General features: G+C 56.7%; 24 protein-coding genes and 6 pseudogenes. All 30 read right to left on the bottom strand.

All coding sequences use genetic code 11. The annotated features are described in order from the left end of the window. Window positions 1-126: 126 nt before the first annotated feature. Window positions 127-534: pseudogene (locus AC3WQH_RS18505) on the bottom strand (ATP-binding cassette domain-containing protein); the annotation flags it as partial. 38 nt (window positions 535-572) lie between these two features. Next, window positions 573-1604, bottom strand: a complete 1032-nt coding sequence (locus tag AC3WQH_RS18500; protein WP_429776084.1) for a FecCD family ABC transporter permease — start codon at window positions 1602-1604, stop codon at window positions 573-575. 2 nt (window positions 1605-1606) lie between these two features. Further along, a complete protein-coding gene (locus AC3WQH_RS18495) occupies window positions 1607-2662 on the bottom strand; it encodes a FecCD family ABC transporter permease (RefSeq protein WP_007785882.1) in 1056 nt (351 codons plus the stop codon). 178 nt (window positions 2663-2840) lie between these two features. Beyond that, on the bottom strand, window positions 2841-3209 hold the full coding sequence (locus AC3WQH_RS18490) for an ABC transporter substrate-binding protein (protein ID WP_007785880.1): 369 nt from the start codon (window positions 3207-3209) through the stop codon (window positions 2841-2843). A gap of 11 nt (window positions 3210-3220) precedes the next feature. Continuing rightward, window positions 3221-3517 (bottom strand): hypothetical protein, encoded by a 297-nt coding sequence (locus AC3WQH_RS18485; protein WP_005831508.1) that lies wholly within the window; start codon window positions 3515-3517, stop codon window positions 3221-3223. Window positions 3518-3725: 208 nt separating this feature from the next. Next, window positions 3726-4440: pseudogene (locus AC3WQH_RS18480) on the bottom strand (ABC transporter substrate-binding protein). Window positions 4441-4682: 242 nt separating this feature from the next. Further along, window positions 4683-5021 (bottom strand): DeoR/GlpR family DNA-binding transcription regulator, encoded by a 339-nt coding sequence (locus AC3WQH_RS18475; protein WP_237716684.1) that lies wholly within the window; start codon window positions 5019-5021, stop codon window positions 4683-4685. A 40-nt stretch (window positions 5022-5061) separates the two neighbouring features. Beyond that, window positions 5062-5292: pseudogene (locus tag AC3WQH_RS18470) on the bottom strand (aspartate/glutamate racemase family protein); the annotation flags it as partial. 222 nt (window positions 5293-5514) lie between these two features. Next, a complete protein-coding gene (locus AC3WQH_RS18465; RefSeq protein ID WP_310670473.1) occupies window positions 5515-5718 on the bottom strand; it encodes a hypothetical protein in 204 nt (67 codons plus the stop codon). 1 nt (window position 5719) lies between these two features. Beyond that, window positions 5720-6265, bottom strand: coding sequence for a hypothetical protein (locus AC3WQH_RS18460; protein WP_310670472.1), 546 nt, complete (start codon window positions 6263-6265; stop codon window positions 5720-5722). Between the two features lie 79 nt (window positions 6266-6344). Further along, complete coding sequence (locus AC3WQH_RS18455) at window positions 6345-6902, bottom strand: nitroreductase family protein (RefSeq protein WP_005828545.1); 558 nt, start codon at window positions 6900-6902, stop codon at window positions 6345-6347. Between the two features lie 196 nt (window positions 6903-7098). Continuing rightward, window positions 7099-7353 (bottom strand): hypothetical protein, encoded by a 255-nt coding sequence (locus AC3WQH_RS18450; RefSeq protein WP_005828547.1) that lies wholly within the window; start codon window positions 7351-7353, stop codon window positions 7099-7101. A gap of 51 nt (window positions 7354-7404) precedes the next feature. Further along, window positions 7405-7680, bottom strand: a complete 276-nt coding sequence (locus tag AC3WQH_RS18445) for a GntR family transcriptional regulator (protein WP_255344307.1) — start codon at window positions 7678-7680, stop codon at window positions 7405-7407. 264 nt (window positions 7681-7944) lie between these two features. Continuing rightward, complete coding sequence (locus tag AC3WQH_RS18440) at window positions 7945-8682, bottom strand: PIG-L deacetylase family protein (protein ID WP_005828552.1); 738 nt, start codon at window positions 8680-8682, stop codon at window positions 7945-7947. Window positions 8683-8692: 10 nt separating this feature from the next. Then, window positions 8693-9703 carry an N-acetylglucosamine kinase gene (locus AC3WQH_RS18435; RefSeq protein ID WP_005828553.1) on the bottom strand — a complete coding sequence of 337 codons (1011 nt, stop codon included), beginning with the start codon at window positions 9701-9703 and terminating at the stop codon, window positions 8693-8695. Next, window positions 9703-11211: an argininosuccinate lyase gene (gene argH, locus AC3WQH_RS18430; protein ID WP_327920716.1), complete on the bottom strand. Its 1509-nt coding sequence runs from the start codon at window positions 11209-11211 to the stop codon at window positions 9703-9705. Before argH ends, AC3WQH_RS18435 begins: the two co-directional genes overlap by 1 nt. A 196-nt stretch (window positions 11212-11407) precedes the next feature. Continuing rightward, the gene (locus AC3WQH_RS18425; protein ID WP_290426423.1) at window positions 11408-13939 is read right to left on the bottom strand and encodes an NEW3 domain-containing protein; all 2532 of its coding nucleotides are present in this window, start codon (window positions 13937-13939) and stop codon (window positions 11408-11410) included. Between the two features lie 134 nt (window positions 13940-14073). After that, window positions 14074-15114 (bottom strand): annotated as a pseudogene (locus AC3WQH_RS18420) (hypothetical protein); the annotation flags it as partial. 116 nt (window positions 15115-15230) lie between these two features. Then, on the bottom strand, window positions 15231-16958 hold the full coding sequence (locus tag AC3WQH_RS18415; protein ID WP_005828560.1) for an ABC transporter permease: 1728 nt from the start codon (window positions 16956-16958) through the stop codon (window positions 15231-15233). A 14-nt stretch (window positions 16959-16972) separates the two neighbouring features. Then, on the bottom strand, window positions 16973-18049 hold the full coding sequence (locus AC3WQH_RS18410) for an ABC transporter ATP-binding protein (RefSeq protein ID WP_005828562.1): 1077 nt from the start codon (window positions 18047-18049) through the stop codon (window positions 16973-16975). 94 nt (window positions 18050-18143) lie between these two features. Then, on the bottom strand, window positions 18144-19274 hold the full coding sequence (locus tag AC3WQH_RS18405) for an extracellular solute-binding protein (RefSeq protein WP_007785871.1): 1131 nt from the start codon (window positions 19272-19274) through the stop codon (window positions 18144-18146). Window positions 19275-19297: 23 nt separating this feature from the next. Then, window positions 19298-20482: an ROK family transcriptional regulator gene (locus tag AC3WQH_RS18400; protein WP_221843618.1), complete on the bottom strand. Its 1185-nt coding sequence runs from the start codon at window positions 20480-20482 to the stop codon at window positions 19298-19300. Between the two features lie 220 nt (window positions 20483-20702). Beyond that, window positions 20703-20879, bottom strand: coding sequence for a hypothetical protein (locus AC3WQH_RS18395; RefSeq protein ID WP_005828566.1), 177 nt, complete (start codon window positions 20877-20879; stop codon window positions 20703-20705). Window positions 20880-20946: 67 nt separating this feature from the next. Beyond that, complete coding sequence (locus tag AC3WQH_RS18390) at window positions 20947-21828, bottom strand: LysR family transcriptional regulator (RefSeq protein WP_005828568.1); 882 nt, start codon at window positions 21826-21828, stop codon at window positions 20947-20949. 94 nt (window positions 21829-21922) lie between these two features. Next, the gene (locus AC3WQH_RS18385; RefSeq protein WP_310670470.1) at window positions 21923-22894 is read right to left on the bottom strand and encodes a threonine ammonia-lyase; all 972 of its coding nucleotides are present in this window, start codon (window positions 22892-22894) and stop codon (window positions 21923-21925) included. A gap of 7 nt (window positions 22895-22901) precedes the next feature. Beyond that, window positions 22902-24050: pseudogene (locus AC3WQH_RS18380) on the bottom strand (M20 metallopeptidase family protein). An 18-nt stretch (window positions 24051-24068) separates the two neighbouring features. Further along, entirely contained in the window at window positions 24069-24404 is a 336-nt protein-coding gene (locus AC3WQH_RS18375) for a hypothetical protein (RefSeq protein ID WP_026557798.1), read from the bottom strand. 420 nt (window positions 24405-24824) lie between these two features. Continuing rightward, the gene (locus tag AC3WQH_RS18370) at window positions 24825-25163 is read right to left on the bottom strand and encodes a PLP-dependent aminotransferase family protein (RefSeq protein WP_260507715.1); all 339 of its coding nucleotides are present in this window, start codon (window positions 25161-25163) and stop codon (window positions 24825-24827) included. Next, window positions 25142-25522 (bottom strand): annotated as a pseudogene (locus AC3WQH_RS18365) (ornithine cyclodeaminase family protein); the annotation flags it as partial. The pseudogene AC3WQH_RS18365 and the gene AC3WQH_RS18370, both read right to left, overlap by 22 nt. 18 nt (window positions 25523-25540) lie before the next feature. After that, the gene (locus tag AC3WQH_RS18360) at window positions 25541-25762 is read right to left on the bottom strand and encodes a hypothetical protein (RefSeq protein ID WP_310670469.1); all 222 of its coding nucleotides are present in this window, start codon (window positions 25760-25762) and stop codon (window positions 25541-25543) included. Between the last annotated feature and the right edge of the window lie 150 nt (window positions 25763-25912).

Raw genomic sequence — 25912 nt, 5'->3', positions numbered from 1 at the left:
AGCGAGCGCACCTCCCGAAACCACTGGTTCGAAAGATACGCTCGCCACTTTTTTTGGCCTTATTCGTTTTCGCTCGTTTTCGCTGGAGAGCGAAGCTGCCGCGCCCAGGTGTACGCAGTTGCCCGCTTACGAGCCGAACTGCGCCTGGTGCAGCCTGCTGTACACGCCTTTCGTCTGCAAAAGCTCGTCGTGATGCCCTTGCTCGACAATTCCCTGGTCGGCGACGACAATGATCCGGTCTGCGTTTTTGATCGTCGCCAGGCGGTGAGCGATCACGAGCGTTGTACGCCCTTGGGAAAGCTCCGCCAAAGCCTGCTGAATCGCCGCTTCCGTCTCGGTGTCGAGAGCGGAGGTCGCTTCATCGAGAATGAGTATCGGAGGGTTTTTCAAAAACATCCGCGCGATGGACAGACGCTGCTTTTGACCGCCGGACAGCTTGACTCCCCGCTCCCCGATCAGCTTGTCCAGCCCGTCCGGCATGGAACGGATCATCTCTTCCAACTGCGCTCGTCTGGCCACCTCCCACAGTTCCTCATATCTCTCCCCCCGCAGTGACAGACTCTCTCTTTTCTCTACGCCTTCGAACGGGCAAGCAAGTACAAGAAGTACGGAGCCCCGATGACAGCGACCACGATCCCGGTCGGAATCTCGGACGGCTGCAAAATCCAGCGTCCGATCGTGTCGGCGACGATGACCAGAAGCGCCCCTGTCAACGCAGAAGTAGGCAGCAGCATCTCGTGCTTCGGCCCGACAAGCCTGCGGGCGAGGTGCGGGCCAATCAGGCCGACGAAGCCGATACCGCCGCTGACCGCTACGCACGATGCGGCAAGTCCGACCGAAGCGGCCAACAGCTTGAGCTGCTCTCTCGCCACCGGAGCGCCAAGGCCGATCGACAGCTCCTCTCCCAGATTGAGGACGTTCATCACCCGCGCCTTGTAAAAGACGAAAGGCAGCAGGACGACGATCCACGGCAAGAGCGACAGGACGAACTTCCAGTTGGTCCCCCAGATGCTTCCGGCAAGCCAGGTGGCTACGAACTGGTATTTGTCCGGGCTCAGCTTGAGCGTCAGCACGATCATCGCCGCGCTCATGCCCGCAGCGACCGCGATCCCGGTCAGCAAGATGCGAATCGGCGACAAGCCTTTGTGCCGCTGATAGGAAAGAACGAAAATCAGTGCCGCCGTCAGGCTCGCGCCCACCAAAGCCAATACCGGCAGCAAAAATACAGGCGCGGCAGCCGTCGACGGATAGAACGAAATGAACAGCATGACCATCAAGCCCGCGCCGGAGTTGATCCCCAAAATCCCCGGGTCGGCCAAAGCGTTGCGGGAAATCCCTTGAATGATGCAGCCGGAAACCGCCAGACCAGCGCCGATCAAAATCGAAATGACGATGCGCGGCAAACGGAAATCAAACAAAATCAGGTTTTGCTTCTCTGTCCCCGCCCCGAACAAGGTCATGAGCAGATCCATAGGCGACAGACGGATGTATCCCGTGTTCATGCTGATGATGAAAGCCATCAGGATGAGCACGGACAAAATGGTCATGACGAGGATGCCCCTGCTGCGCTTACGGGCATCGAAATGAGCCGTAGCTGGTTGCATATCTACATCTCCCTTCTTTCTTTACGTGCGAGGTAAAGGAAGAACGGAACGCCAATCAGCGCAATAAGTGCTCCCAGAGGTGTTTCGTACGGCGGATTCACCATTCGCGCGGCCAGGTCGGCAAAGACGACGAGCAAGGCGCCCAAAACGGCCGAGCATGGAATAATCCAGCGATAGTCGACCCCGACGAGATAGCGGGTCAAGTGAGGAATAATCAGGCCGACAAAGCCAACCGCGCCTACAACCGCAACGGCCGAGCCTGCCAAAATCAAAACGATGACGGTACCCGCCAGCTTGACGAGCGCCGTTCGCTGCCCCAGCCCTTTGGCGATCTCCTCGCCGAGACTGAGCATCGTAATCGAACGGGACAAAACAATCGCCCCCAGGATGGCAGCCGCAATCCAGGGGAACATCACTTTCAACTGGAACCATTTCGTTCCGGCTACCCCGCCCGCGTACCAAAAAGCCAAGTCTTGGCCGATTTTAAAGTACAGCGCAATCCCTTCGCTGAGCGCGGACAAAAGCGCGCTGAGCGCCGCCCCGGCAAGCACGAGCCGCACAGGGGTCAGCCCGCCTTTGGCCATCGAGCCAATCCCGTAAACCAATCCTGCCCCGACGCCTGCGCCCAAAAAGCCGTACAAAATCAAGTACATGAACGGCAATCCCGGAAAAAACGCGAAGCAGAGCGCAATCACGAAGCCCGCCCCGGCATTTAGCCCGAGCAAGCCGGAGTCTGCCAGCGGGTTGCGCGTCATCCCTTGCATGATCGCGCCAGCAACAGCGAAGCTGGCTCCGACCATCGCGCCCCCGAGTAAGCGGGGAAGACGTATCTCCTGAATAATCTGGTGCTGAGTAATATCTGGATTAAAATGAAAAATGGCATCCCAAACGACAGAAAACCGGATGTCTGCTGCCCCGAATGATACGGACAGAAACATGCCGAATATCAATGCAAAGACCCCGCCCGTCAGGATCAGCGTTGCTGCCCACGGACGCGAACGAAACTGTTCCGCTTTCGATTGGGCTCCTTGTTTCAGAGATTGTACCTGTTGACCCATGCTAGCCACCTTTTCCATTCATTATGTAAATGCACTGAACGACGCTTTCTCCTTCCCTTCCGGCAAAAATCTGAAATTGATTCTTATTATCATAGTAGGATTTTAGGCGATTGACGAAAAAGGTGTCAATGGACAAAAGAGAGGTCTTTTTTGTACGATTGAAACATTTCCCAACTCTCTAGGCCAACACGCTGAGAATCTCGTCAATTTTTTTCCCGTTGGCAATGATTCCGTGATTCATCCAGGTGATGAAATCGACCTCGTACGCACAGTTGTTGCGCACGGCTCGCAGAGACTGCCAGACAGGTTGGTCGATCAGCCGCTTTTCCGCGCCTTCGTCCGCTTCGTGCCACTTGTCGAACGAGTAAAAAATGTGGTCGGCGTCAAGCGAGGCGAGCCACTCCCGCGACACCCCTGCCCTTGCTTCGGCGATTGAAAGCGCTTTGACCAGCGGGTGCGGCTGCATGCGCAAATCCTCAAACATCACGGGAGCCGTGTACGTCTTCTCCACGATGATCTTGTCTGGCAAAATGCGCAAAAACGCCACCGTCTGTCCTTTCAGACTGCGGGACAGCTTGTTTTGGGCGGCAAACGATAGTATTCGAGTTCCCGCTCAGCGGCGCAAATTTGCACACGCTGGCCCGGCGCGGCGATCCAGCAGCTTTCTTTTCCAAGGCGAAAGCGGGATTGGTCGACTTGCAGGACGCCTAGTCCATCCGTGGTCACGATCATGGTAAAATCATTCGATTCCGTGCTGTCCTGGCAAGAATGCGATGCAAGAACCCCTCGTTCCATGCCCGTCAGCACGCAAATCGCTGATGGGTACAGTTGTTTCTTCGTCCCGTTAGTGTGCATATCCTCATCCATCACATGAGAATGATTATCATTATATATTATACGGGGACAAACGGGATTTGCCAAGCAAAAGAGCAGGTTCGGCTACGGCGAATGCCGCTTGTGGAAAATGGAAAAAAGCGAAGAAGGCGGCCCGAGACGCAGTTTCATCTGCCCCGGGCCACCCTCTTTCTGCCTGGCTCCCAGCTCGCCTAGACGACGGCTGGCTTTACTTGACGAACGTGTAGATAAGATCGTCTGCTTTCATCATATTGGCAATGATCGCGCCAGATTGCCAGTGCGTCCGGTTCATCTGGTACACATGCCCTTTTTTCACCGCCGGGACGGATTGCCAGAGCGGGTCCTGGAGAATTTTCAGCGCCTCTTTGTTTTCCGGGGAATCCTTTTTCCGGGATGCCCAACAGGTCGGCGATCTTTTTCAGGCGGCCAATCGTGTCGTTGCGCAGCTCGTCCGGCAGTTTATAGGTAGGCGCTCCCTTGCTGTACTGCTCGTATTTCTCTTTATCCGCGCCTCCGTCGACGATAATCAGGTCAGGGTTGGCGGCAATCAGCGCCTCCATGCTGCCTGTAATGTCAAACGGCGGCACATCCAGGCCAAGGTAATCTTGTTTGCCCCATGCCGGGTGGTACCATTGGACGATCGGCGTCACGCCCAGGGCCAGCAAAAAGTCTTCCTGATAAATGGCCGCCACTCGCTGCGGATGAGCCGGAATCGTGACGTCACCGTACGCATCTTGGACGACTCTCGTTTCTGCCGATGCTTCCTTGCTGGCCGCTGGCTGTTGCTCGGCTGGCTGCTGCCCGCTGTCTGTGCCTGCAGCCTGCTGTTCCGGCGCTTTTTCCCCGCACGCGGCGAGTCCTGCCATTGCGATCAGCAAAACTGCCAGCCACGCGAATACGATTTTCCGACGATTTCTCCCCATGTTTTACCCTCTCTTCTTTTGCTGCTAATGAGCTTATGATGATTATCATTCTCACAAGCTTTTTCATCATCTTATGTGCTTCCATGAGGACAAACAATGCACGTTCTCCACTATTTTTTGTCCAAACTCGCGACAGCGCCCCGGCTTTCGCGCCTCTTTTTGGACAAAACGCAAAAAGCCGGATTCCCCCACGGAGCAATCCGGCCTGTTCGTGTTTCATTCGTTTTTTCGCTGGTGCCCGCCTACAGCTCTTTTGCCACCAGCCAAGTGACACCCTTCGCCTGCAACTCTTCGTTCCATTCCTCCGGGGCGGCCGCATCGCTAATGACCATGTCAATTTCCTTGAGGTCCGCCACTTTGCACAAAGTGCTGATCCCGACTTTGGAATGGTCGGCCAGCACGATGCTCTCATTGGCATTTTCGATAAAATGCTTGGCCAGCTCAGCCCGCTCCGGGTCATAGCAGGTCAGGCCCTTGTGCAGCAGCACGCCATCCATGGAAAGAAACGCTTTGTCGACGTAAAACGACTTCATCATCTTCTCGGCAAACGGACCGCCAACGCGGTAATGTTTGGCGTTCACCCTGCCGCCCAAAAAGTAGACCTCTGCGCTGAGCAGGCCGTTCAGCCCCCGCCGCCTCCAGACCCTGCGCCGCCTGCGCCATGCGCTCGCCCGCTTCTGCCCAGCGTCCTTCGCGCTGCATTTCCTCGATCTCGGCAAAATCGACGGAGTAGAGGATCGTTTTGGCGGAGTGCAGCCCGCCCAGCTTTTCCTTGACCGTTTCGTTCAGCAGACGGTAGTAAACGAGCGACGACTCCCAACTCATGCCGCCGATCAGTCCGATAGTTTTCATAGCGCTACCTCCTTGTGGGCTTGGTTTATACTGGTTTCGCGAATTACGGAAACAGCTACGCATACCGATTGGTTGTGCTCGAGCAAAACCGACTACTGCTATCATCTGGTTATGTTGCAAAAGGAATTGACGAATAGCGAGCATCGGTTTGGCGGCGTTCATTTTGAGGAAATTCCGTAGCGAGTTATTTTTCCGGACGACTGCCCATAAGAAAACCGAGGTTCAACGAACAGCCCCTTCTCCCCGCAGCGGCATCCCGCTCGCCGTCCCTTCTGCGCCCACCTGCCGAAAACGCGTGTGCAAAATCTCCCGCGCCCTGCTCGTATCCAGCGAAGTGTCCAGCGGAATGCCTTTTGCCCTTGCTTCTGTATCGTCCAGGCGATCTTCTTTTACGGCAGCGGCATCAAGCCCCAGCGCGGCAGCCATTTTACGCGCAAACGAATAATAGCTTTCTTTTTGCGCAGGGCCGAGATGCAATGTCCCGACGTACGGGTTGCCCGCCAATTCCGCAATCGCTCGGCCCGCGTCCTGCACGTGGAGAAACGTCTTGTACAAATTGCCCGTGCGCAAACAGGGAAATAAGGAACATCGACAAGCCTGTCGCGACCGTGTAGCCGATTCCTGCGCCGAGCGACTTCCAGCCGGCATGTCCGACGTAGACCGTGACCGGGTACGGGTTGCCGCAGAAGCAGCCGATGATCGAGGAAATGCCGTTGGCGAGCATGATCTGTCTCGTCTTGTACTCGTCCCCTGCGGCATGCGCACTCTCGATGTTTTCCAGGTCAAAAATATAGTTGGCCAGCCCGAGCGGTACAGCAGAAGCCAAGTACGGCAGCGCGTGCGGAATCCCTTGAATCAGGCTGTCAATGTGCACCGTCGGCGGATTGAAGCCAAACGACTGCATGGAAGCAGCAATCGCGGCCCGATCTTGCAGGCCGAATGCCCAGGCGAGCACAGTGCCTGTCGCAAGCAAAAGGAAGCCTGTAGCTGCCTGTGGCCTTATGCATGGATCGTTTCTGTTGCCGCATGTTTTCCGGTGTATTTTACATCTTTTACAGCCAGGTCGTCTTGTCTTCCGCAGCGACGCGGCTTGTCACAGGCGCATCCGCTTCCGGATAGCCGATGAACAGCGTGCCTACGACCTTTTTGTTTTCTGGCGAGCCGAGGAATTGCATCAGGCGCTCGTCACGCACCAGTCCTACGCCTCGCGTGCGCCACACCATGCCCAGCCCGAGCTCCCGGGCAGCGAGCCACATGGAATGAATCGCGCAGCACACCGCGTACTCGTTGTCTTCCGACGAAGCTTCGTCGCCCGGAATCACATCGGCTGTCACGACGATAACGAGCGGCGTTTTTTCCAAAACGGCCAAAGAATCCTGAACGAGATTCGGCTTGGTTGGAAAGCGCTCCAGCAAAAACTCCTTGGCGATCGCCTCAAACCGTTGCTTCGCCTCTCCGCGGATGACGTAAAAATGCCACGGCTGACGCAAGCGGTCATTCGGCGCCAATACGGCGCAATCCAGCAAGGCCTTGATTTTTTCAGTCTCGACTTCTTTTGGAATATAGTTGCGGACGGCTCTTCTCTCTTTGAGTGCTTCTACTACGGACACGTCTGTTTCCTCCTCGCTCTCTTTCGCTTGCACAAATTTCCCATTTCATTATATATAATGGCTCGCCGATTCGTATAGAGAGCGGGGCGAGTTGCGCCGGAAGACCTGGGCGCCTCACCTTGCATGGATTGCCCGCTCGGCCTTAGCTTCGAACTCGTCTAGCGAGCGCGGCTGGGGAGCCATCAGAACGGACGCCTCACCTTGCATGAATCGCCTGATGAGCCTTGGCCACGTCTTCTTTTTTGACGTAAATATCGTACTGCGTCCGATTGTCGCGGGGAAGCATGCCCGCACTGTCACCGAAATAATTGCTTCCATATGAATGCGAACGGGTCCGAAACCGCACTCCGTGGGCAGACAGCTTGTGCACGATTTGCAAATATTGCTCGTGGCCAAACGCCGTATAGATCAGGCATTTGTATTTGGAAAAGAGAGTGAGGAAAAAATTCATCGCTGCCGCTCCTTTCTTGGGTCAAGCCCTTTGCATGCAAGTTCCCTGCTTTCAAGCCCGTTGCTGCCATACTGCGAGCTTGTATAGACCGGGTTTGTCTTTTTTTTCCAGTCCTGCACGTTTTTCGCTGGGCACCTTGCTGACATAGCTGCCGGAGCCGAGACGCATGACGATATACCTGTCTTCCTGAAGCAGCAAAAGCGCCTGCCGCAAAGTCATCCGGCTGATGCCACGCATGTGGGACAATTCTGATTCGGACGGAAGTTTGCTGTTTTCAGGATAAAGGCCGTTTTCGATCATGTTCAAAATTTCCCTGTACGCCTTGATATATCTCAGAACTTTTTTGTCTTTTTGCCCTTTTGTCGGATTCGCGATAAGAAGCCACCTCTTCTCTTCATCAGGCGCTCAAGCAAAATAACCTTTTCTCTCCTCATTATATGCCCGATGAAAGCAGTCTATCAAATGGCTGAGCTAGATTCGCCGTCACATGTACGGTTGAAAAAAGCGGCTGCTTCCGCCCAATGACGGAAAACAGCCGCTGGATAAACAGACATGTTCTTGCGGATTGCGGGACGAGCGGGCAAAGCCGCTCTACAGCTCCATTACCGGAATGCCATTCGTCCCCCGGACTGGCTCGATTCGCTGGCCCGCCGAGCGGACGAGCGTGTAATACTCGTAGCAGCCGATGACCGAAAAATCGCCGTCGATGACGCCCGGATAGGCGCGGTTGACGGAATAGACCTGGCTTTGGTGGGCGCGCAGCGCTTCCCCTTTTTGCGTCCGGTAGTCGGTGATGTCTACTTTGCCGGTGATGGGAACAGCAGGCTCGGGGCCGCGATCCGGGCAATGGTCGTAGTAATGCGGGATCGAGACGTAGTACAAATCCGGATATTCCCCGCAAGCAAGCTGCTCCTCTGCCTGCGCGACAGCCAGCGTCGTCGCTTTGCAGGTGACAATGTGATCGGGGTGGCCTGTCACGCCGTCTGGCGGAAACGTGATGACGACGTTAGGCTTCCACTCCACGATTGCGTCGCGAATTTTGGCGGTCAGCTCGTGCAGATCGGCATGTTGCAGGGAGCCGTCTGCATAGCGGAGCAAATCAAGGCGCTTGATGCCGAGCACTTCCGCCGCCTTTGCCAGCTCCTGCTCCCGGTGACGGGCCAGCTTTTCCCTGCATTCAATCGCAAACGGTCCGGAGCGCCCCTTGCAGCCGGACGTAATGCACAATAGGCGCGTCTCCTGGCCTTTTGCCTTGCATTTGGCCAGTGTTCCCCCGCAGGCGAACGATTCGTCATCCGGGTGGGGAAAAACGACCATCACTTTTTTCATTTCAGGCACCTCACTTGCTGCCGGATTGACGCTCCAAATACGCCAATCCTTTTGCTATGACACCGTAGATCGGTTCGTTTTGCGCGTTTTCGATGACGACCTGGGCAGCGTAGCGCTGGACGTGCTCCACGACGATTTTGCGGACGCGATCGTCGTTTTGCAGGACGCCGCCCTGCATAATCATCTGAAACGGCTTCGTCTTCATGTCCAGCGCCTCAATGACAGCGCGAGCCGCAGCAAACAACTCTTCGCCCGCCACCTGCAAAATGTGCGCTGCCACCTGATCTCCCGCGAGCGCCGCCTGGCTGACCAAAGGAGACAGCTCGCCTACTTTTTCTACGGAATAGTGCTCGCTGTAGGTCCAATTGAACAGCTCGTCGACGCGCGCAAGCCCTACGTGCGGGAGTAGCAGCTCCTTCAAAAGCGTCGGCTCGCCGCGGCCGTCTGCTGCCCGCAGCACAGCCATGATCGCCTGCTTGCCGATCCAGTAGCCGCTTCCCTCGTCGCCGACCCGATGGCCCCAGCCTCCGGCGCGTGCCGTTTCCTGCGCCTCGTTGACGCCAAAGGCGATGGAACCTGTCCCGGCGATGACGAGGATGCCCGGCTTGCCGCCAGTTGCGCCGAGCAAGGCGGCAAACCCGTCGTTTTCCACGATGAGTTGGTGGACGCGAATGCCGAGCTGATCGAGCACTTTACTCACCATTTGCGAGATCACCCGCCGATCGTGCTCCGTGTCCAGACCTGCGATCCCGAAAACGGCGCAGTCCACTTCCCATTCCAGCTCGCCTGCGCCCTGTTCCGAGACAAACGGGGGCAAGGTGCCGCGCCCTGCCGCATCCTCCATCGCCTGGCGAATCGCTGCGACCAGCTCGCGAGCAGCCGCTTCTTCTCCGATTCCTTGATAATTGCAAGAGCCAGAACGGCCTTGGCCGACTTCTCTTGCCGCTCGGTCCGCGAGCACCGCCAAGCATTTGGTGCCCCCTCCGTCCACTGCCAGAAGAGGTATTCGCACCACTGCCATTACCCCACACTCCATTCGGCTGTCATCTGGTCGAGCCTGTTCATTACATCTGTGCAAGCTTGTTTTTTCGCGACAAGCCATGCGTTTTCCTGCTGGAGAACGGCTCTGCGCTCAGCGATTTGCCGCTTGATTTCTTCCGGATTCGGGCCGCCCGGCAGCTTGCGGATCATGACAAAGTGCACCGGATCGAGTGCCAGTCGCAACTCTTCTGCCGTAATCGACAGCTCTCGTCCAATCACGTCCACCGCCGCACGGTTGACCAGCGCAAGGCTGATCTGGTTGGCCAAAAGGTTGGCGCTGGTCGCTTCCTTGACCACGCGGCTCACGATGTGATGCGCCTTGCGGAACGAGAGGCGATCTGTGCGCACCAGTGTATCCGCAAGCTCCGTCACGGTTGCGAAGCTGCCTTTGGCTCGTTCCAGCAAAACGTCCTTGTTGACTTCCATCGTCCCGACGACGCACGCCATCAGGCGGTACATCTGCTCCAGCACGGCCATGCTTTTCCAGGCGTACGGCTGCATGTCGTCTTCGGTGTCGACGATGTCGCCAAACGGCGTGTTGTGCATCATCGTCAACACAGTCGTTGCATTTCCGGCGCTGCTGGACAACAGCGAGCGCATATGTTCAAACGAAACCGGATTGCGTTTTTGCGGCATGATCGAGCTGATCTGCACGTACGGGCTTGCGACTTTCAGCGCGCCAAACTCCTGCGTGCACCAGAGCAGCATATCCTGGACTGTGCGCCCCAGGTTGATCGCAGCCAGTTGTACCGCCGTCGCCACCTCGCCCAAGTAATCCGCGCCGCAGACGGCGTCATACGAATTTTCCACCAGTTCGTCAAAGCCGAGCAGTTCGCGCATCCGCTCGCGGCTGATGGCAAAGCCGGAGGTCGTCAGGGCGGCGGCCCCCATCGGGGAACGGTTGACTGTCTGATACGCCTGGATCAGCCGCTTGATATCGCGGCCAAGCAGGTCTGTCGCCGCCATGATGTAATGCGCCATGGTCGTTGGCTGCGCCTGCTGGGTATGCGTATAACCGATCATGACTGTCTCGGTGTGTTCTTGCGCAAAGAGGAGCAAATGCTCTTTCAGATAGAGGGCAGATGCGATCGTCACCAGCAATTTTTCGCGCAGCACCATGCGGTAGATCGTGATCCCCATGTCATTGCGGCTGCGGGCCAGGTGCAGGTTGCCAGCCACATCAGGGGCCAGCTCCAGCAAACGGCTCTCTACCTGAAAGAACAAATCTTCAAACTGCCCGGTATAGGCCGAGCGACGCAACTCTTCCGGCTCAATCCCGCAGAGCGCGCGGGCAATCTGCTTGGCCTCGTCGTCTGTAATCAATTCCGTCTCGCGCAGCATGATTAGATGCGCCTTGTTGATCGCCATCATCGGCTGCAACAGGTGGTGTTTGGCCTCGTTGAATGCCGGCTCCAAAACCGCCTCTACGTACGTCTTCCCGGGGAAACTGGCTCCCTCCTGCAAAAATATGCGTTCTCTGTAATCCATCCTACTCGCATCTCCTTCCCTGCCGATTGTTCAGCTACTCATTTTTCTGCGACGGATTCGTGTCTCTCTGCTTGATTTCGTGTGCCTCTCGCCCTCGGCAGAGCCCATTTTTCACCTCGGGCCTAGGAGACGACCGCTCCCGGTCGTCTCGCTCTTCCCAGGCAAAGCGCTATCATTTTGGCAAAGCGGCGCGCAGCTACTGCTGCAAGCTGACCATGTTGACGAACATGCGGATCGCTCCCGGCACGAGCGAAGGAATTTCGCGGTACCAGACCAGCGAGCTGTACGTGTACGTTCCTTTTCCGTACTTGGCGGTGAGGAATGTGCCCGTAAACTCTTTTTCTCCCGGATCGCCGTTTGCGATCAGCTCGGTGTATTCCTTGCCCCACTCGGACGGGTTGTAGGCCGAGCGGTCCTGAATCCAGTTGTTCCAGTCTTCTTCGGTTATTTTATTCGGCGTGTTGAACAAGGCGTGATCCGGTGCGAGCATCGTCACCGGCGAATTTTCGTCCGTGACGCGCCACTGGATCAGCGGCGTGCCGATCTTGATCGGATACGGCGCCAGCTCCGGCTTCCACTTGTCTTCCGGCTTGTGGTATTGCACGACGAGGTTGCCGCCGTTTTCTACGTATTTCAGCAAACGGGCGTTGCTCGGAATCAGCTCTGGCCGGAAGCCGTAGGCGCGGATGCCCAGCACAATCGTGTCGTACTGGCCGAGGTCGCCGGATTCGATGTCTTTGGCCGTCAGGTTCGTCACATCGACGCCCAACTGGGACAAATACTGATCGATGTTGTCAAAGCCGCTGGAAACATACCCGACCTTGAGTCCCGCTGGAACTTTCAGGTCAAACGCCTGAACGTTGAGTGTCGCTGGCTGTACGAAATACGTCGTGCCGATGTGCGCGTAACGGATGACTTGCGCCCCGTGACGGCTTTCTTTTCCGCCGCCTGCTGCCACCGCCGTAATCGTGTAAGGAGCCGGCTTGACGGAAGCGGACGCTTTGATTGTAAAGGCTACCGACTTCGTTTCTCCTTTGGCGTCAAAGGCGAGCGGCGCCGCTTTCGGCTCAACGCTCCACCCTTCCGGCGCTTCCAGCGAAATGCTCGTCTGGGCCGCACCCGGATTGTAGTTTTTCACTGTCACTTTCACCGGAATCGGATCTTGCGGCTTCAGCGTGTTCAGCACGGTTGCGTTCGGATCGAGCGTCATGGCGAATGCCGGGAGCACCGCGACCGCATCGGCTGGCAGCACATGGCTGTTTGCTGTCGAGCCTGCAAAGCTGTAGCTGACATCCGCCGTAATGGCCGGAGCTGCGTACGGCTGGAACAACTCCGCATGGCCAGACACCGTTACTTCATAGGTCGTTTTCACCGTCTGGTTGTAGCCGAGCGACGGGAAGCTGGTGGCGGAAAGCGCCCTCGCCTGCCAGCCTTTCGGTACGTTCAGCGCCAACTTCACGTTGTTCACCTTGGCCTGGCCGCCGTTGTACGCGCTCACTGTGACTTTTGTCGTTTGGCCTGCGACCAGCTCATTCGTCTCCGGCTTCACTTTTGTCACGAGCGAGAGCGCTTCTGCACTCGCCTTGTTCAGTTGCGCCTGCTTTACGCCCAGACGGTGGAGCAAATCCGTTTTGGCAGCGGCGGGAAGCGAGGACGACTCGACATCGCGCAGCGCTTTTTGCACGTCAGCGAGCATTTCGTGCGCTTCCTTGGCTACCGCGGCAAAGCTCGGGTAGGCGGCAATGACTTCTTCTGCGTCTTTTTGCAGCTTTTTCAATTCATTGGCGACTTTTTCGCCGCCGGACTGACTGGCCGTTTCTTTGGCCAAATCGTCGAAGGTGTAGGCGATGCCTGCGAAAAAGTCGGCTTCCTTGGCCTTCGTCTCGACGATGGACTGATCCAGCTTGTAGTAGCTGAAGCTCGGCCCTTCGTCATAGTGGCGGCCCATGCCCTGGCTCTTGTGCATGAAGCGGGACTCTTCGCCCAGTTGTACGTAGGAAGCGCCGTAAATCTCGTCGTAGGCTCCGACAGGGACACTCACGGAGTAGTCTTTTTCCTGGGCGGGCACATACAGCTTTTTCACCTGCCACGGGGACAGACCTTCTTTCAACTGCTCGGGGAAAACGTTTGGATCTGCGGCATCCTTGAATGCCCGAACGGTAATGACGTTAATCGCGCGATGATGGCCGTGAGTCGAAGGTTCGTTCAAAAATGCGGGAATCACGACATCGGGTCTCAGGGTGCGGATTTTGCGGATCAGCCTTTCGTAAGCGACATCCTCGCCCCACTTTTCCAACGTTTCGTCAGGGCTTTTGGAAAAGCCGAAGTCGAAAATGGGGTCGTCAATCTTCTCGCTGAGGTTCTCCAGATGGATGTTCGTGATTTTGGAAGCTTCCTGCAATTCGCGGGTACGAATGATCCCCAGCGCGTTGCCCAGCTCGCTGCCAATCTCGTTTTGTCCTCCTTCACCACGGTTGGCGATGACACTGGATGTGTCTACCCCTTTGCCGAGCGACAAATAGGCGAGCATGGCACTGTGCTCGTCGTCCGGATGGGCTCCGGTATTCATCGCGCTGGCAATCGTGGTGAGCGGCTTGATCGCTTTCCACAGGTCGACGACTCCCCGATCGGCGTGCGCAGTCTGCGGCGCCAGCGGGATGACCAGACTGGTGGCAAGCGCGGCCGCGGCCGCAATCGTGTAAAGCTTGGCAAGTTTCCCCTTCCTCAATGAACTCTCCTCCATTCCCTTTTACGATTGATGTCTATATCAATCATGGCGGTCTGTACGCGAGTGCTTCGTTGCTGCTGCCATGGATCGACCCACGATAGATTGGAGCTGTTCAGACGAATGGCCTTTTGGGCTTACTGCTTCTGGCTAATCATGTTGCGAACAGGCGGAACGCCCCTGGCACAAGCTGCAGAATCTCGCGGAACCAGGCGAGAGAGCTGTAGGTGTAGATGCCTTTACCATAGCGGGCGGTCAAAAAAATGCCGCGAAACTCCGGCTCGCCCGGATCGCTGGTGGCGATCAGCTCCGTGTATTCGCTGCCCCAGCGCGAAGGATTGTAAATCGAGCGCTCCTGCACCCAGCCGTCCCAGTCTGCCTGGGTGATCCGATTCGGCTCGCAAAAACAGCGGGTGTTCGGGCGCGAGCATGCGGACGTCTGACTGTTCATTGGTGACCCGCCAGTCGATCAGCGATTCGCCGATGAAGATCGGGTACGGCGCGAGGCTGGGCTTCCACTTGTCCTCGGGCTTGTGGTACTGCACGACGAGATTGCCGCTGTTTTCTACATATTGCAAGAGACGATGATTGTTCTCGATCAGCTCCCTGCGGAAGCCGTAAGCGCGAATGCCGAGCACAATCGTGTCGTAGCGGGACAAATCGCCCGACTGGATCTCGTCTGCGTCGAGGTTGAGACAATGCACGCCGACTGCGCGCAAATATTTGTCCATGCTGTCAAAGCCGCTTGCGACGTAGCCAATCCGCCGATTTTCGGGGATCGCCAAGTCGAAAGCCTGGACGGTAAGCTTCGTCGGGCGGATAAAATACGTCCGGCCGACATGCGGATACTCGATCACCTGGACGTCCCGGGCACTCTCTGCCGCGCCGTCCGGCCGGGTTACTTGCGCGAAAACTTCGTACTTGCCGTTTTCGACCTGTGGTCCCGTCTGCACCGTAAACGCAATCGTCCTCGTTTCGCCGCGAAAAGCAAACGGCACGTCGATACACTCCGGTTCTGCCGTCCAGCCTTCCGGTACGACAAGCGAGACTTTTGCCGTCGTGCTACCTGGCCGATACTGCTTCAATGTTACTTTTACCGGAATAGGCTGCTCCGTATGCAGCGTGTTGCGCACGACGGCTGAAAGAGTCAGCGTCAAGGAATACGGCGGGAGCACGGTAATTGTAGGTCGGGCCTTGATTCGCTGCACTCCACGTGAAGCGCCTCCTTTTTCGCCAGGTAGAGTGTGATGCCACGAGACTTGCCACAAAAGCCGTTTGCGCACAGCGCTTTTCGCTAGATCGCTGTACCGGCCTTGTCTTTGGTCAGCTTGCTAGAGATGAACAGCACGAGGATGATGACGACGATTTGCAAAACGCCATAGGCGCAGGCAGTGCCGAATTCGAAGCTGTACATGCGCTGGAAAATGGCGACGGATAGCGGCGTCGTCCGCGGGGTAAAGATCAGGATCGAGGCGACAAATTCCCCGATACACTGCACGAACGCCAGCAGCGTTCCGGCGAGGATTCCGCCCAACGCCATCGGAAACACGACCCGCCTGAAGCTGTACCACCACGATGCGCCCAGGTTGCGCGCCGCTTCCTCGACGGACGGGTCCATCTGCATCAAGGTCGCCGAGGTGGACCGGAAGACGAGCGGCAGGTGGCGGACAAAATAAGCGAGCGGAATAATCCAGAATGTTCCGATCAAAACTTGCCCAAAGCTGAACACGGTCGGCTCGCTGAACGCCGCGATCAGGTTCACCGCGACAACTGTGCCCGGCAAAGCCCACGGCAGCATAATCAGCACATCCAGCAGCGTCTTTCCGCGGAACTTCAGGCGCACCATGGCGTAAGCCGCCGCCACGCCGAACAGGACAATCCCGATCGACGCAATCGCCGACAACTGCAAGCTGTTGACAATCGGACGCCACGTCTTGCTGTCGGTAAACAAGTCTACGTAATGCTCCAGCGTGTACTGCGGAGGCAATATTTGCACCGTCCAGGTTCCATCCACCGAAAAGGAGATGAGCACCAGCACGAGAATCGGCAGCATCAAAATGACCGTGCCGATGAAGGACAGCACAATCGTGGCGTAACGCCCGGCTTTGCTCTTGATTTCCGTCCGGTGCACGCTGACGCCTTTGCTCAAGTTTTGATAGTTGCGCGCGCCCTGATACCAGCGCATGATTAACAGAAACGCGATCGAGACGATCGACAAAATCGTCGACTGCGCCGCAGCCATGTCGAGGTCGCCATTGGTGCGGGACAAATAGATTTGCATCGTCATCGTCCGGTCGATGCCGAAGATGAGCGGTGCGGTGTACGAAGCCATGGAAATCATGAACACGAGTAGCGAAGAGGCAACCATCGCCGGCGTGAGCATCGGCAAAATGATGCGGCGCCATACGGTAAAGCGGTTGGCGCCCAGACTCGCAGCCGCTTCCTCCAAAGACGGGTCAAGCCCTTTGATCGCGGCGGTCGCGGTCATGAAAAAGTACGTGTACATCGTGAACGTATGAACGACGACGACGCCCCAGATGCCTTTGAGCGAAAACGGCACCTGGGCCAGCCCGAACAGCTCCTTGATCGCGCGCGGGAAGATGCCGCTCTCGCCGTACAAAAAAGTAAAAGACAGAACGCCGATCAACGGAGGCAAAGCCATCGGGACGAGCGCCAGCACCGAAAGAATTTTTCGCCCTGGAAACTCGTAGCGCTCCAGCAAAAACGCCATCGTCACGCCGACGATTCCGCAAGTGATGACGCTGAGCACGGAGATGTACACACTCGTCCACAGCGCCTCCAGATTGGCGGTATGCTCCAGGCTGAAGAAGCGCGTGTAGTTTTTCCACGTAATCTGCTCGTCGACATGGATGCTGGCGACGAACGTTTCAAACAACGGATAGATGACATAAGCCAGCAAAATCAAAAAGAGTGGCGATACCAGCACATAGACGAAGGCGGGTGAAGCGGTGATCGACTTTCGTCTGACCGATGCCGGCGCTTGCTGCAATTGTGCTCTCAAAAGCTTTTTCCCCCTTATCCCGCGAAGTAGATGCTCTCCTTCGGTATGTGCAGTCCGATGGTATCGCCGCGCTGCTTGATGGGGCGTCCCAGGTTGATGGACATGCTGCGCAACTGCTCCTGCCCGACTGCCGTGACGTAATTGACACACGCCCCGGTAAACTCAGACAGGACGACAGTGCCTGCGACGATGTTCGTCCCTTCCCGCTCGCTGCTCTCCTGAACCGATTCGGGGCGGATGGATAGCGTGACCTGCTCCCCGACAGCCAGCTTGGCGCGCGGCGAAGCATTTTTTACAAGCCCGCTGAGCACTTGGCCCGAGGAAATTCGCACGTGCACTTCCTCCTGGTCGAGGCCGACCACGGTTCCTTCCCACAGATTCGTCTCCCCGATAAACGAGGCGACAAAGCGATTCACTGGACGGTGGTAGATCTCGTGCGGAGTGCCGACCTGCTGCACTTCCCCGCCTTGCATGACCATGATCCGGTCGGACATCGACATCGCTTCGGCCTGGTCGTGCGTGACGTAGATCGTCGTAATTCCCAGCTCCAACTGAAGCCGTTTGATCTCAAAGCGCGTCTCTTCCCTCAGCTTGGCATCCAGATTGGACAGCGGCTCATCCAACAGCAGAATCTGCGGCTCGATGACCAGCGCCCGCGCCAGTGCCACCCGTTGCTGCTGTCCGCCGGAAAGCTGGTCGATACGCCGCTCGCCATAGCCCTCCAGTCGAACGAGCTTCATGATTCGCTCTACGCGCTCTTTTGTCTCTGTCTTGCTGACGGATCTCACCTGCAAGCCGAACGCGATATTTTCGAACACGGTCATGTGCGGGAACAGCGCATAGTTTTGAAAAACCATGCCTGTGTTGCGCTTGTGCGGAGGAACGGACGTAACCTCCTGGGACCCGAAGCGAATTTGTCCTTCTGTCGGGTAGTAAAAGCCGGCAATCATCCGCAAGGTCGTCGTTTTGCCGCAACCACTCGGACCGAGGAACGTAAAAAATTCACCTGACTCGATGTGAATGTGGACGTCTTCTACTCCTTTTGCATTGCCAAACCTTTTGTGGACGTGATCGAGTGTTACGCTGCTCATCAGGTTTTGTTTCCTCCTTCGTGGCAAATCATTCTTGCTTGGCATAAGCAGCTAGACGGAAAGGAACGCTCCTTCCCGTCTAGCCGACTGCCGCTTACTTCTTGCCTTTGCCCTTGATGTTTTCGTCCCAGTGCTGCATCCACTCTTTCTCTTTGGCGGCCATGACGCCCCAATCGAGCTCCAGCGGCTTCAGCTCCAGGTTTTTCATGAAGTCTGGCAGATCGTCCTTGCTGATATCAGTGCGGGCAGGGAACTGGAAGCGCTCCTTCGCCAACTGGGAAGCAATCTCAGGACTCATCAAAAATTCCATAAAGTTTTTCGCTGCATCCAGGTTTTTCGCGCCTTTGACAAGCGCGATTCCGTCTACGAGAATCGGTGCTCCGCTCTTCGGATAGATGAAGTCGTACGGATGGTTGTTCTTTTTGCTCTGAATCAGGACGTCTTGCAAGTTCCACAAGGAGATGACGCCCTCTTGACGGTCAAGCTTCAGGTAGAGGTTTGTCGGGTCTTGCGTGTACTCTTTTGTGTTGGCGTCCAGCTTCAGCAGCCAGTCGTAGCCTTTTTCCGGCGTGTCTGGGCCTTGGCGGTAGATCATCGCGGAGTAGATCGTGCGCATCGTGCCGGACGGCAGGACGTTGCGGATGACGATTTTGTCCTTGAACTTCGGATCGAGCAGCTCATCCCAATCTTGGGGCGCTTCCTCTGGCTTGAGCGCCTGCGAGTTGTACATGATGACCTCTGGCAGCAGCATCTCGCCGTACCAGCGATCTTGCGGGTCTTTGTACAAGTCCGGAATCTTGTCGGCAAACGTCGGCTTGTACGGCGCAAGCAATCCTTCGTCAGCGGCCGTGCTCAGAGCGGATTGCGTGCCGCCCCACCAGAAGTCTGCTTGCGGATTGGCTTTTTCGGCGCGAACGCGCTCCAAAATTTGCTGCGCGCCCATCTCCAGCGTCTCCACTTCGATGTTCGGGTACTTTTCCTTGAACTTCGGCAACACGATTTCGAAAATGTTTTTATCCCGTCCGGTGTAAATGACCAGCTTTTGCGGCTCGCCGGATGGAGCCGGCGTTTCGGCCGCTGGCTGTGTGCCCGCTTGGCCGCCTGCGCCGTTGTCGGCAGGCTTTGCTTCCTGTCCTCCACCTGAGCACGCGGCCACCGTCAGCGCCAAGGAGCTGACGAATACACCTTTCATCCAAGTTTTCAGCTTGTGATTGACCTTTTTCAAAACTGACTCCCCCTTTTGTTTTCTCACTCTTTGTCAAGCAGTCGTGTGAACGGAAACGCTTCCAAGACACTGTGGACGGCGCCAATCAGACCTGCTCTCTCCCCCAGACTGGCTTTTTCGAGGCAAGGCACTTCCGGCACCCACTCGGTCAGCCACTCGTGAATCTGCTTCACCCCTTCATCATCGACGTGGACCATCTCTCCGCTCAGGATCAAAATTTCCGGGTTCAAGATGCTGATGATATTCGCCATCCCGTACGCCCAATGCCGGTACACATCCAGAAGAAGCTGCCTGGCTTCGCTGTTTTGTTTGGCGTGGAAAATGAGCTCTTCTATGACACTCGACCCTTCCTGAAGGTCAGAGAGAAATCCCTTGGCCTGGCCCTGCTGCCAAATACCCGGTATGGAATAATGCGTCTCGAACACCCCTGACGCGCCATTCGGGCGGTTATGTACCGGGCCGATTATCATGAAGCCGATCTCGCCTGCCGCTTCCCGGCTCCCCCGGTAAAACTGTCCATCCAAAATGATGCCCGCACCGATGCCTGTACCGACGTACATGTAGACGACGTTGGAGTGGCCGACGCCTGCCCCGCGAACGTATTCGCCCAGCGTCATCATGTTGACATCGTTGTCGATAATGACAGGCACGCCCAGACGCGCCTCGATGGTTTGCAAAATCGGCGACCCCATCCATCCGGTGCTCGGCGAAAAGCTGACCGTACCGCTTCCCCGCTGTGTAACCCCCTGCAAGCCGACACCCATCCCGAGCAGTCGCTCTCGCGGGATCCCGCTCTCGGCGAGCAGCCGCTCCAGACCCGCTGCCAAATCCTCAATGACGGTCTCGCCATTCGCCGGCTGCGCCAGCCGCTTGCGATGCCGGGCGAGAAACTCCCCCTTCATGTCCGCAATCGCCATGTCCAGCGTCGAGCCTTCGAAGATCGCTCCGGCAATGGCGTAAGCCTGGTAGTTGTACTCCAGCAAAATCGGCTTGCGGCCGCCTTTGGAATCGCCCATGCCCACTTCCTGCAGCAGTCCTTCCTGGATCATTTCATCGACCAAGGCAGAGACACACGGGCGGCTGAGCATGATCTGCTTGGCAATATCGGCGCGGGAAATCTGACCGTGCTGAATGACCTGCTGTAAAACTTCTTCCTTGTTCAGTTTCTTGACGAGTTTACTGTTGCCTGTTTTTCTCGGAGCTCGCACGCCTATACAATCACCACCACAGCAGTTAGTTAAGTTTACTAACAAAGATAAGCAAATTATACCTACGTCCTTCAGAATAGTCAAACAATTTACACTTGTCTTTCAGATATTTTCTGGATGTTTGCTTATTACTTTTACTTTTGTATATATATTTTCAATTAAAGTGAAAAATAAAGCTACTAAAATGAGCTCTTCTATGACACTCGCCCCTTCCTGAAGGTCAGAGAGAAATCCCTTGACTTGACCTGGCCCTGCTGCCAAACTCTGACACGCCATTCGGGCAGTTATGTACCGGGCCGATCATCATGCTGCCAATCTCGCCTGCCGCTTCCCCGCTCCACGGGTAAAACTGTCCATCCAAAATGATGCCCATTAAAAAAAGACACTTCTGCCTCATGAAGTGTCTCGTTGCGCACGGCTTATTCCCATTTCGCTTTCCTTTCCCGTATCAAAACGCGCTCCCGCTACTCTTCTCGCACCGACAGCCACACGTCCTTCACCAGTTCCATGAAAGTTTCAATCGCCGGCTCGTCCCGGCGGCGCTCCAGGCAGACGAGCGATGTTTCCGCCTTTTTGGAAAAACGGTACAACTGGACCAGCTCGCCCGTGCGCAGCTCTTTTTCCACCAATGCCGTGCTGAGCAGGGCGATCCCCGTCTGATTGAGCACGGAGCGCTTGATCGTTTCCTCGCTGCTGCACTTGATGACGGAGGGCGGAACGTAGCCGATCTCCAGCAAGCATTGGGTAATAAACCCGTCCAGATTGCAGCCCTCCTGGTAGGACAAAAACGGAAATACGGCCAGCGCTTCTGCCATCGAGCGTCCTTTTACCATTTCCGGCGCGGCAACCAGGGCGAATTCCTCCAAATCGACCACCATCGAATAAATCCCCGGCTGCGAGCTGACTCCGGCAATGATCCCGATATCCGCCTCGTGCGCCTGAATTTTTTTCAGCGCTTCCTGGCTCGTGCACGAGATGACCTGCAAATTCACCTGCGGATGTGTCTCGACGTACGCCTTGAGCATTTGCGGCATGTACTGGGTACAGTAAAATTCGGGAGCGGCCACGACGAGCGGCCCCACAGGCAAATCCAGGTGGTTCAGCCCTTCCTCCATATGCTGCAGCACAGAGAAAAGCTGGTCGGTATGCTGCTTCACCGTTTTCCCTGCCGGGGTCAAAAACGTGCGCTTGCCCACCCGGTTCAACAGCGGATGGCCCAGCTCCCGCTCCAGCGCCTGAATCTGCAGCGTAATCGTCGGCTGGCTGTAGCCGAGCAGCTCGGCCGCCTTCGTCAAGTTCAGATGCTCGGCTACGACCTGAAACGTTTTCAAATTGCGCAACTCCATGTTCGCTATCACCCTCCCGCCGTTTCTGCCTCTCTAGGGAAAAGTGTAGCCGAGAGTGGACATGAAGTTCAACCTGCGGGCTGCACGCTGCGTGCTAGGAGTAGCGGGCCACGATCCCCGCCAGCTTGGCGGCGTCCACATTGCTGCCGCTCACGATGGTCAGCACCTTTTTTCCGGCCAGCTCGCCCACGACGCCTTGCATCAGCGCAGCGACTCCGACAGCTCCTGAGCCTTCGACTATTAGATGGTGCTCTTTTGCCAGCCAGTACATCGCCTGGGCGACATGCTCCTCCTCGACGAGCACGAAGTCGTCGACGATCTCAAGCGCCAGGTCGAGATTGCCCTGGGAAATGCCGCCGTGCAGACCGTCTGCCAGCGAGTCGTTGTACACGACGTCTGCCAGCCGCTTTTCCCGAAACGAGTAGTACCACGGCGGCGAAGCGTGCGTCTGGACTCCGATCACCTGCACCTGCGGGTTGATCGCCTTTGCCGCCAGTGCCACTCCGCAAATCAGCCCGCCTCCGCCCGCAGGCACGAGAATCGCGTCAAAGTCCGGCTCCGCAAGCATGGCCTCCAACCCTGCGGTTCCTTGTCCCGCAATGATGTGGTCGTCTTCAAAAGCGTGCACGAATGTACGGCCCGTTGCTTTTGCCAGCTCGTAGGCGTAGCTCTCCGCCTCGTCATAGCTGTTGCCATGCTCGACCAGCTCTGCGCCGTAGCGTCTGATTCCCGCTTTTTTCGTCTCCGGCGCTGTGCTTGGTACAACAATCAGGGCGGACACTCCCCGCAGTGCCGCCGCATAGGCCACCCCTTGCGCGTGATTGCCCGCAGACGCCGTAATGACGCCTCGCGCCAGCTCCTCCGCTGTAAGCGAAGCGATCTTGTTCAAGGCGCCGCGCACCTTGAACGAACCTGTCTTTTGCTGGCACTCCAGCTTCAGCCAAACGTCAGCCCCAGCCAGGGCGGACAGGGCCGCGGATGAAATCAACGGGGTGTGGAGCACCTGCCCCTGCAACTTTTTGTGTGCTTTGACAATATCCAGAAACGATACAGTTAACAACTTCATTCCCTCCTCAGGAAAAATGCTTCACCAATTGAACAAACAGCTCGATGCCCACCGGAATGGCCTCTTCGTCGAGATCAAAGCGGGGGTGATGGTGCGGATACTTGCTGTTTTCGCCTCCCATCCCTACGAACAGGAAGGCACCGGGCTTTTCCTGCAAGTAATAGGAAAAATCTTAGCCCCCCATGACAGGTTTGACATAGGCAACACTTTCCCTGCCAAACTGCCGGACGGCGACTTCTGCGGCGTAGCGGCTCATCCGCTCATCGTTGACCACGGGCGGCGTCCCCCAGTCCACGACGACTTCTCCGTTCGCTCCCCACGCCGCGCACAATGCCTCGACCGTCTGCTTCAGCTCACGGGCCAGCAACTGTCTGGTCTGCTCGGACTGGGCACGCAGCGTCCCGTAGAGCACAGCCTGGTTCGGAATGATGTTGTAGGTCGTGCCCGCCTCCAGCCGACAAATGGAGATGACGGCAGGCTCGACCGGATTGATCCGCCGGGAGACGATCCCTTGCACAGCCGCGATCACCTGGCCCGCGACATAGATCGGATCAATCGTCTCGTGCGGCATCGAGCCGTGCCGGCCCCGGCCCGTGATGACGATTCGCACATCGTCGGATGAAGCCATCATCGCCCCGTTGCTGATCCCGATTTTGCCCTTTTCCAAAGGCTGCCAGAGGTGCAGGCCGAATACCGCGTCCACCTGTTCCAGCACGCCATGCCGGACCAGCGCCTGCGCTCCGCTCGGGAGTATTTCCTCGGAGGATTGAAAAAGAAACAGCACATTCGGCGCCACCTCTGCCCTGTGCTCGGCCAGCCATTTGGCGGCCGCAAGCAAAATCGCAGTATGCCCGTCATGCCCGCAGACGTGCGCGATGCCGGGATGCTTCGACAAATACGGCTTGTCCCCCTCTTCGTTGACGGGCAACGCGTCTATGTCTGCGCGCAAGGCAATCGTCTTTTTCCCGTCGGTCCCGCGCAGCAGTCCGACGACGCTGGGAGCCGGACAAGTAAGCAGCTCGAGCTGCCACTCCTGCAACCGGCTTCGGATATGGGCAGCCGTCTGGTATTCCTGCCCCGACAATTCCGGGTACTGGTGCAAATAGCGGCGTTCATGGACGGCCCACTCGGCGAGCGTTTTTGTGTCTGCTGTCATGTCGTTTCCTCCCCTCGATCAAAACGGTCCGTACCCGATCAGATGAGCGCCGATGACCGCTACCGCCGCGATTGCATACTGCAGCAAAATCAGCGGCAAAATCCACTTCATCCAGCGAATCCACGGAATGCCTGCAAGAGCAAGCCCTGCCATGAAATACCCCGAGGTCGGAATAAAAATGTTGGAGATGCCGTCCCCGAACTGCAATATAGGGATCGTCTCCTCCGCCATCCCCATGAGGGAGCCTCCCGCGGCAAAAAACAGCATCATGATCGGAATCAGCCATTTTTCCTGGTTCCGAAGCAGCCTGGAAAGCGTGACGATCAGCGCTTCAATCGCCCCTGTCGCCGTCAAAATACCGAATGTTCCGCTAATTATCAGTACAAAAAAGATAATCCCCCGAAGCTTCCACCAAGCCTGTATGCACGCTGTTCACAAGCCCAAGCGGCTTGACTGGCGCGGATTCCAGCCATTGAAACGACTGAGGATCAATGACGCTCCGCCCGTTCACTTCCACCCGCCCGTACTCTCCGGCAGGCTACACATACGTCAAAACGACCGCCACGGCAATGACGGCAAAAAGCAGGGCAAACACGTTGATTTCCCGCAGCTTTTTCGGTTTTTTCGGCTGCGCTTCTGCATGTGGCTGACTCATGATATCCCCCCTGTTCGATATCAAATCCAAGTCCTGTAACCCCAGAAGCGCAAGCGCGAGGCAGGCGAGTCTCCCTCGCTCCGCTGGCAAAAGAGACTCTCCCCGCTTTTTCCCGCCGCTTACTTTTGCGCCTGCAAAAACTTCGAAACCTGCGCCAGACCAGCCTTGAGCACCTCTGTATCGCAAGCGTACCCGATCCGCACCCAGCCTTCCATGTCGAAGCAGCTTCCTGGCGTCAAAAAGGCTCCCGTCGATTTGAACAAGTCGATGCAAAACGTTTCCGATGGCATATCCAGCTCGTATTTCAGCATCGCAGTCGTGCCTGCCTGCGGCTTGACGTAGGAGATGAGCGGCTCGCTCGCCACCCAGTCGTCGAGAATTTGCAGGTTGTCCCGCACGATTTTCAGGTTGCGCTCCATGATCTTGTCCCGGTTTTTCAACGCGTGCACTGCCAGCATATTTGTGCGTACCGCTCGTATTCGTCGCCCTTGTACTTCGAGACGAACTTGGCGAGCAGCTTGTCTTTGATCTCTGCTGCGAACTTCTCTGCTTTTGCATGGGAACGCGGGTTGCTGATGGAGACGCGCTTGATGTTTGGCATCGCCATCAATGTTGCCATGATCTGAAAAGGCGCCTGGTGCCCCGTCCCGATCATCAGCAAATGCTCCGATTCCGGGCGGGCCAAATACTTCGCTCCGATCCCCCCTGCCGCGCCTGTCCGCATGCAGGTGATGTGTTCGCCGCTCAAAATCCCCTGCGGGACGCCTGTGCGGCTGTCCAGCACCATCACAGTCCCGACCAGTTGCGGCAAGCCTTTCTGATCGTTGTCCCCAAATCAGGAGACGAGCTTCAGTCCAAACGCATCCGCCTGGGGCAAATGACCGGATTTGATGTCCATGTCTGCTTTCCCCGGTTCAAATTCGTGAAAGATCATCGGAAACAGCGTCGCTTGCTGCGCCGACTTCATCTGGTAGGCTTGCTCGACCACTTTGATCACGCTGGCCATATCCAGTAAGTCTTCCGTGGTTTCCTGATTGATGACGCGAAATGGAAACATATCTTGTGTGCCTCCTCTCGATTCCCTTCACACTACCACAACTTTTTGAGGCAAAAAATTGAAAGTTCCAATATTGAGACTCCCACGGCTAAAGCCGCAAGCCTTCCACCTTGCGGTGTACGGGTGGGATTCTTGAATGACTAAGCGTTC

This window comes from Brevibacillus sp. FW301-21C12A (genome assembly GCF_058788915.1).
The sequence above is the reverse complement of the archived record's forward strand: the minus strand, read 5'-3'. Positions and strand labels throughout refer to the sequence as shown.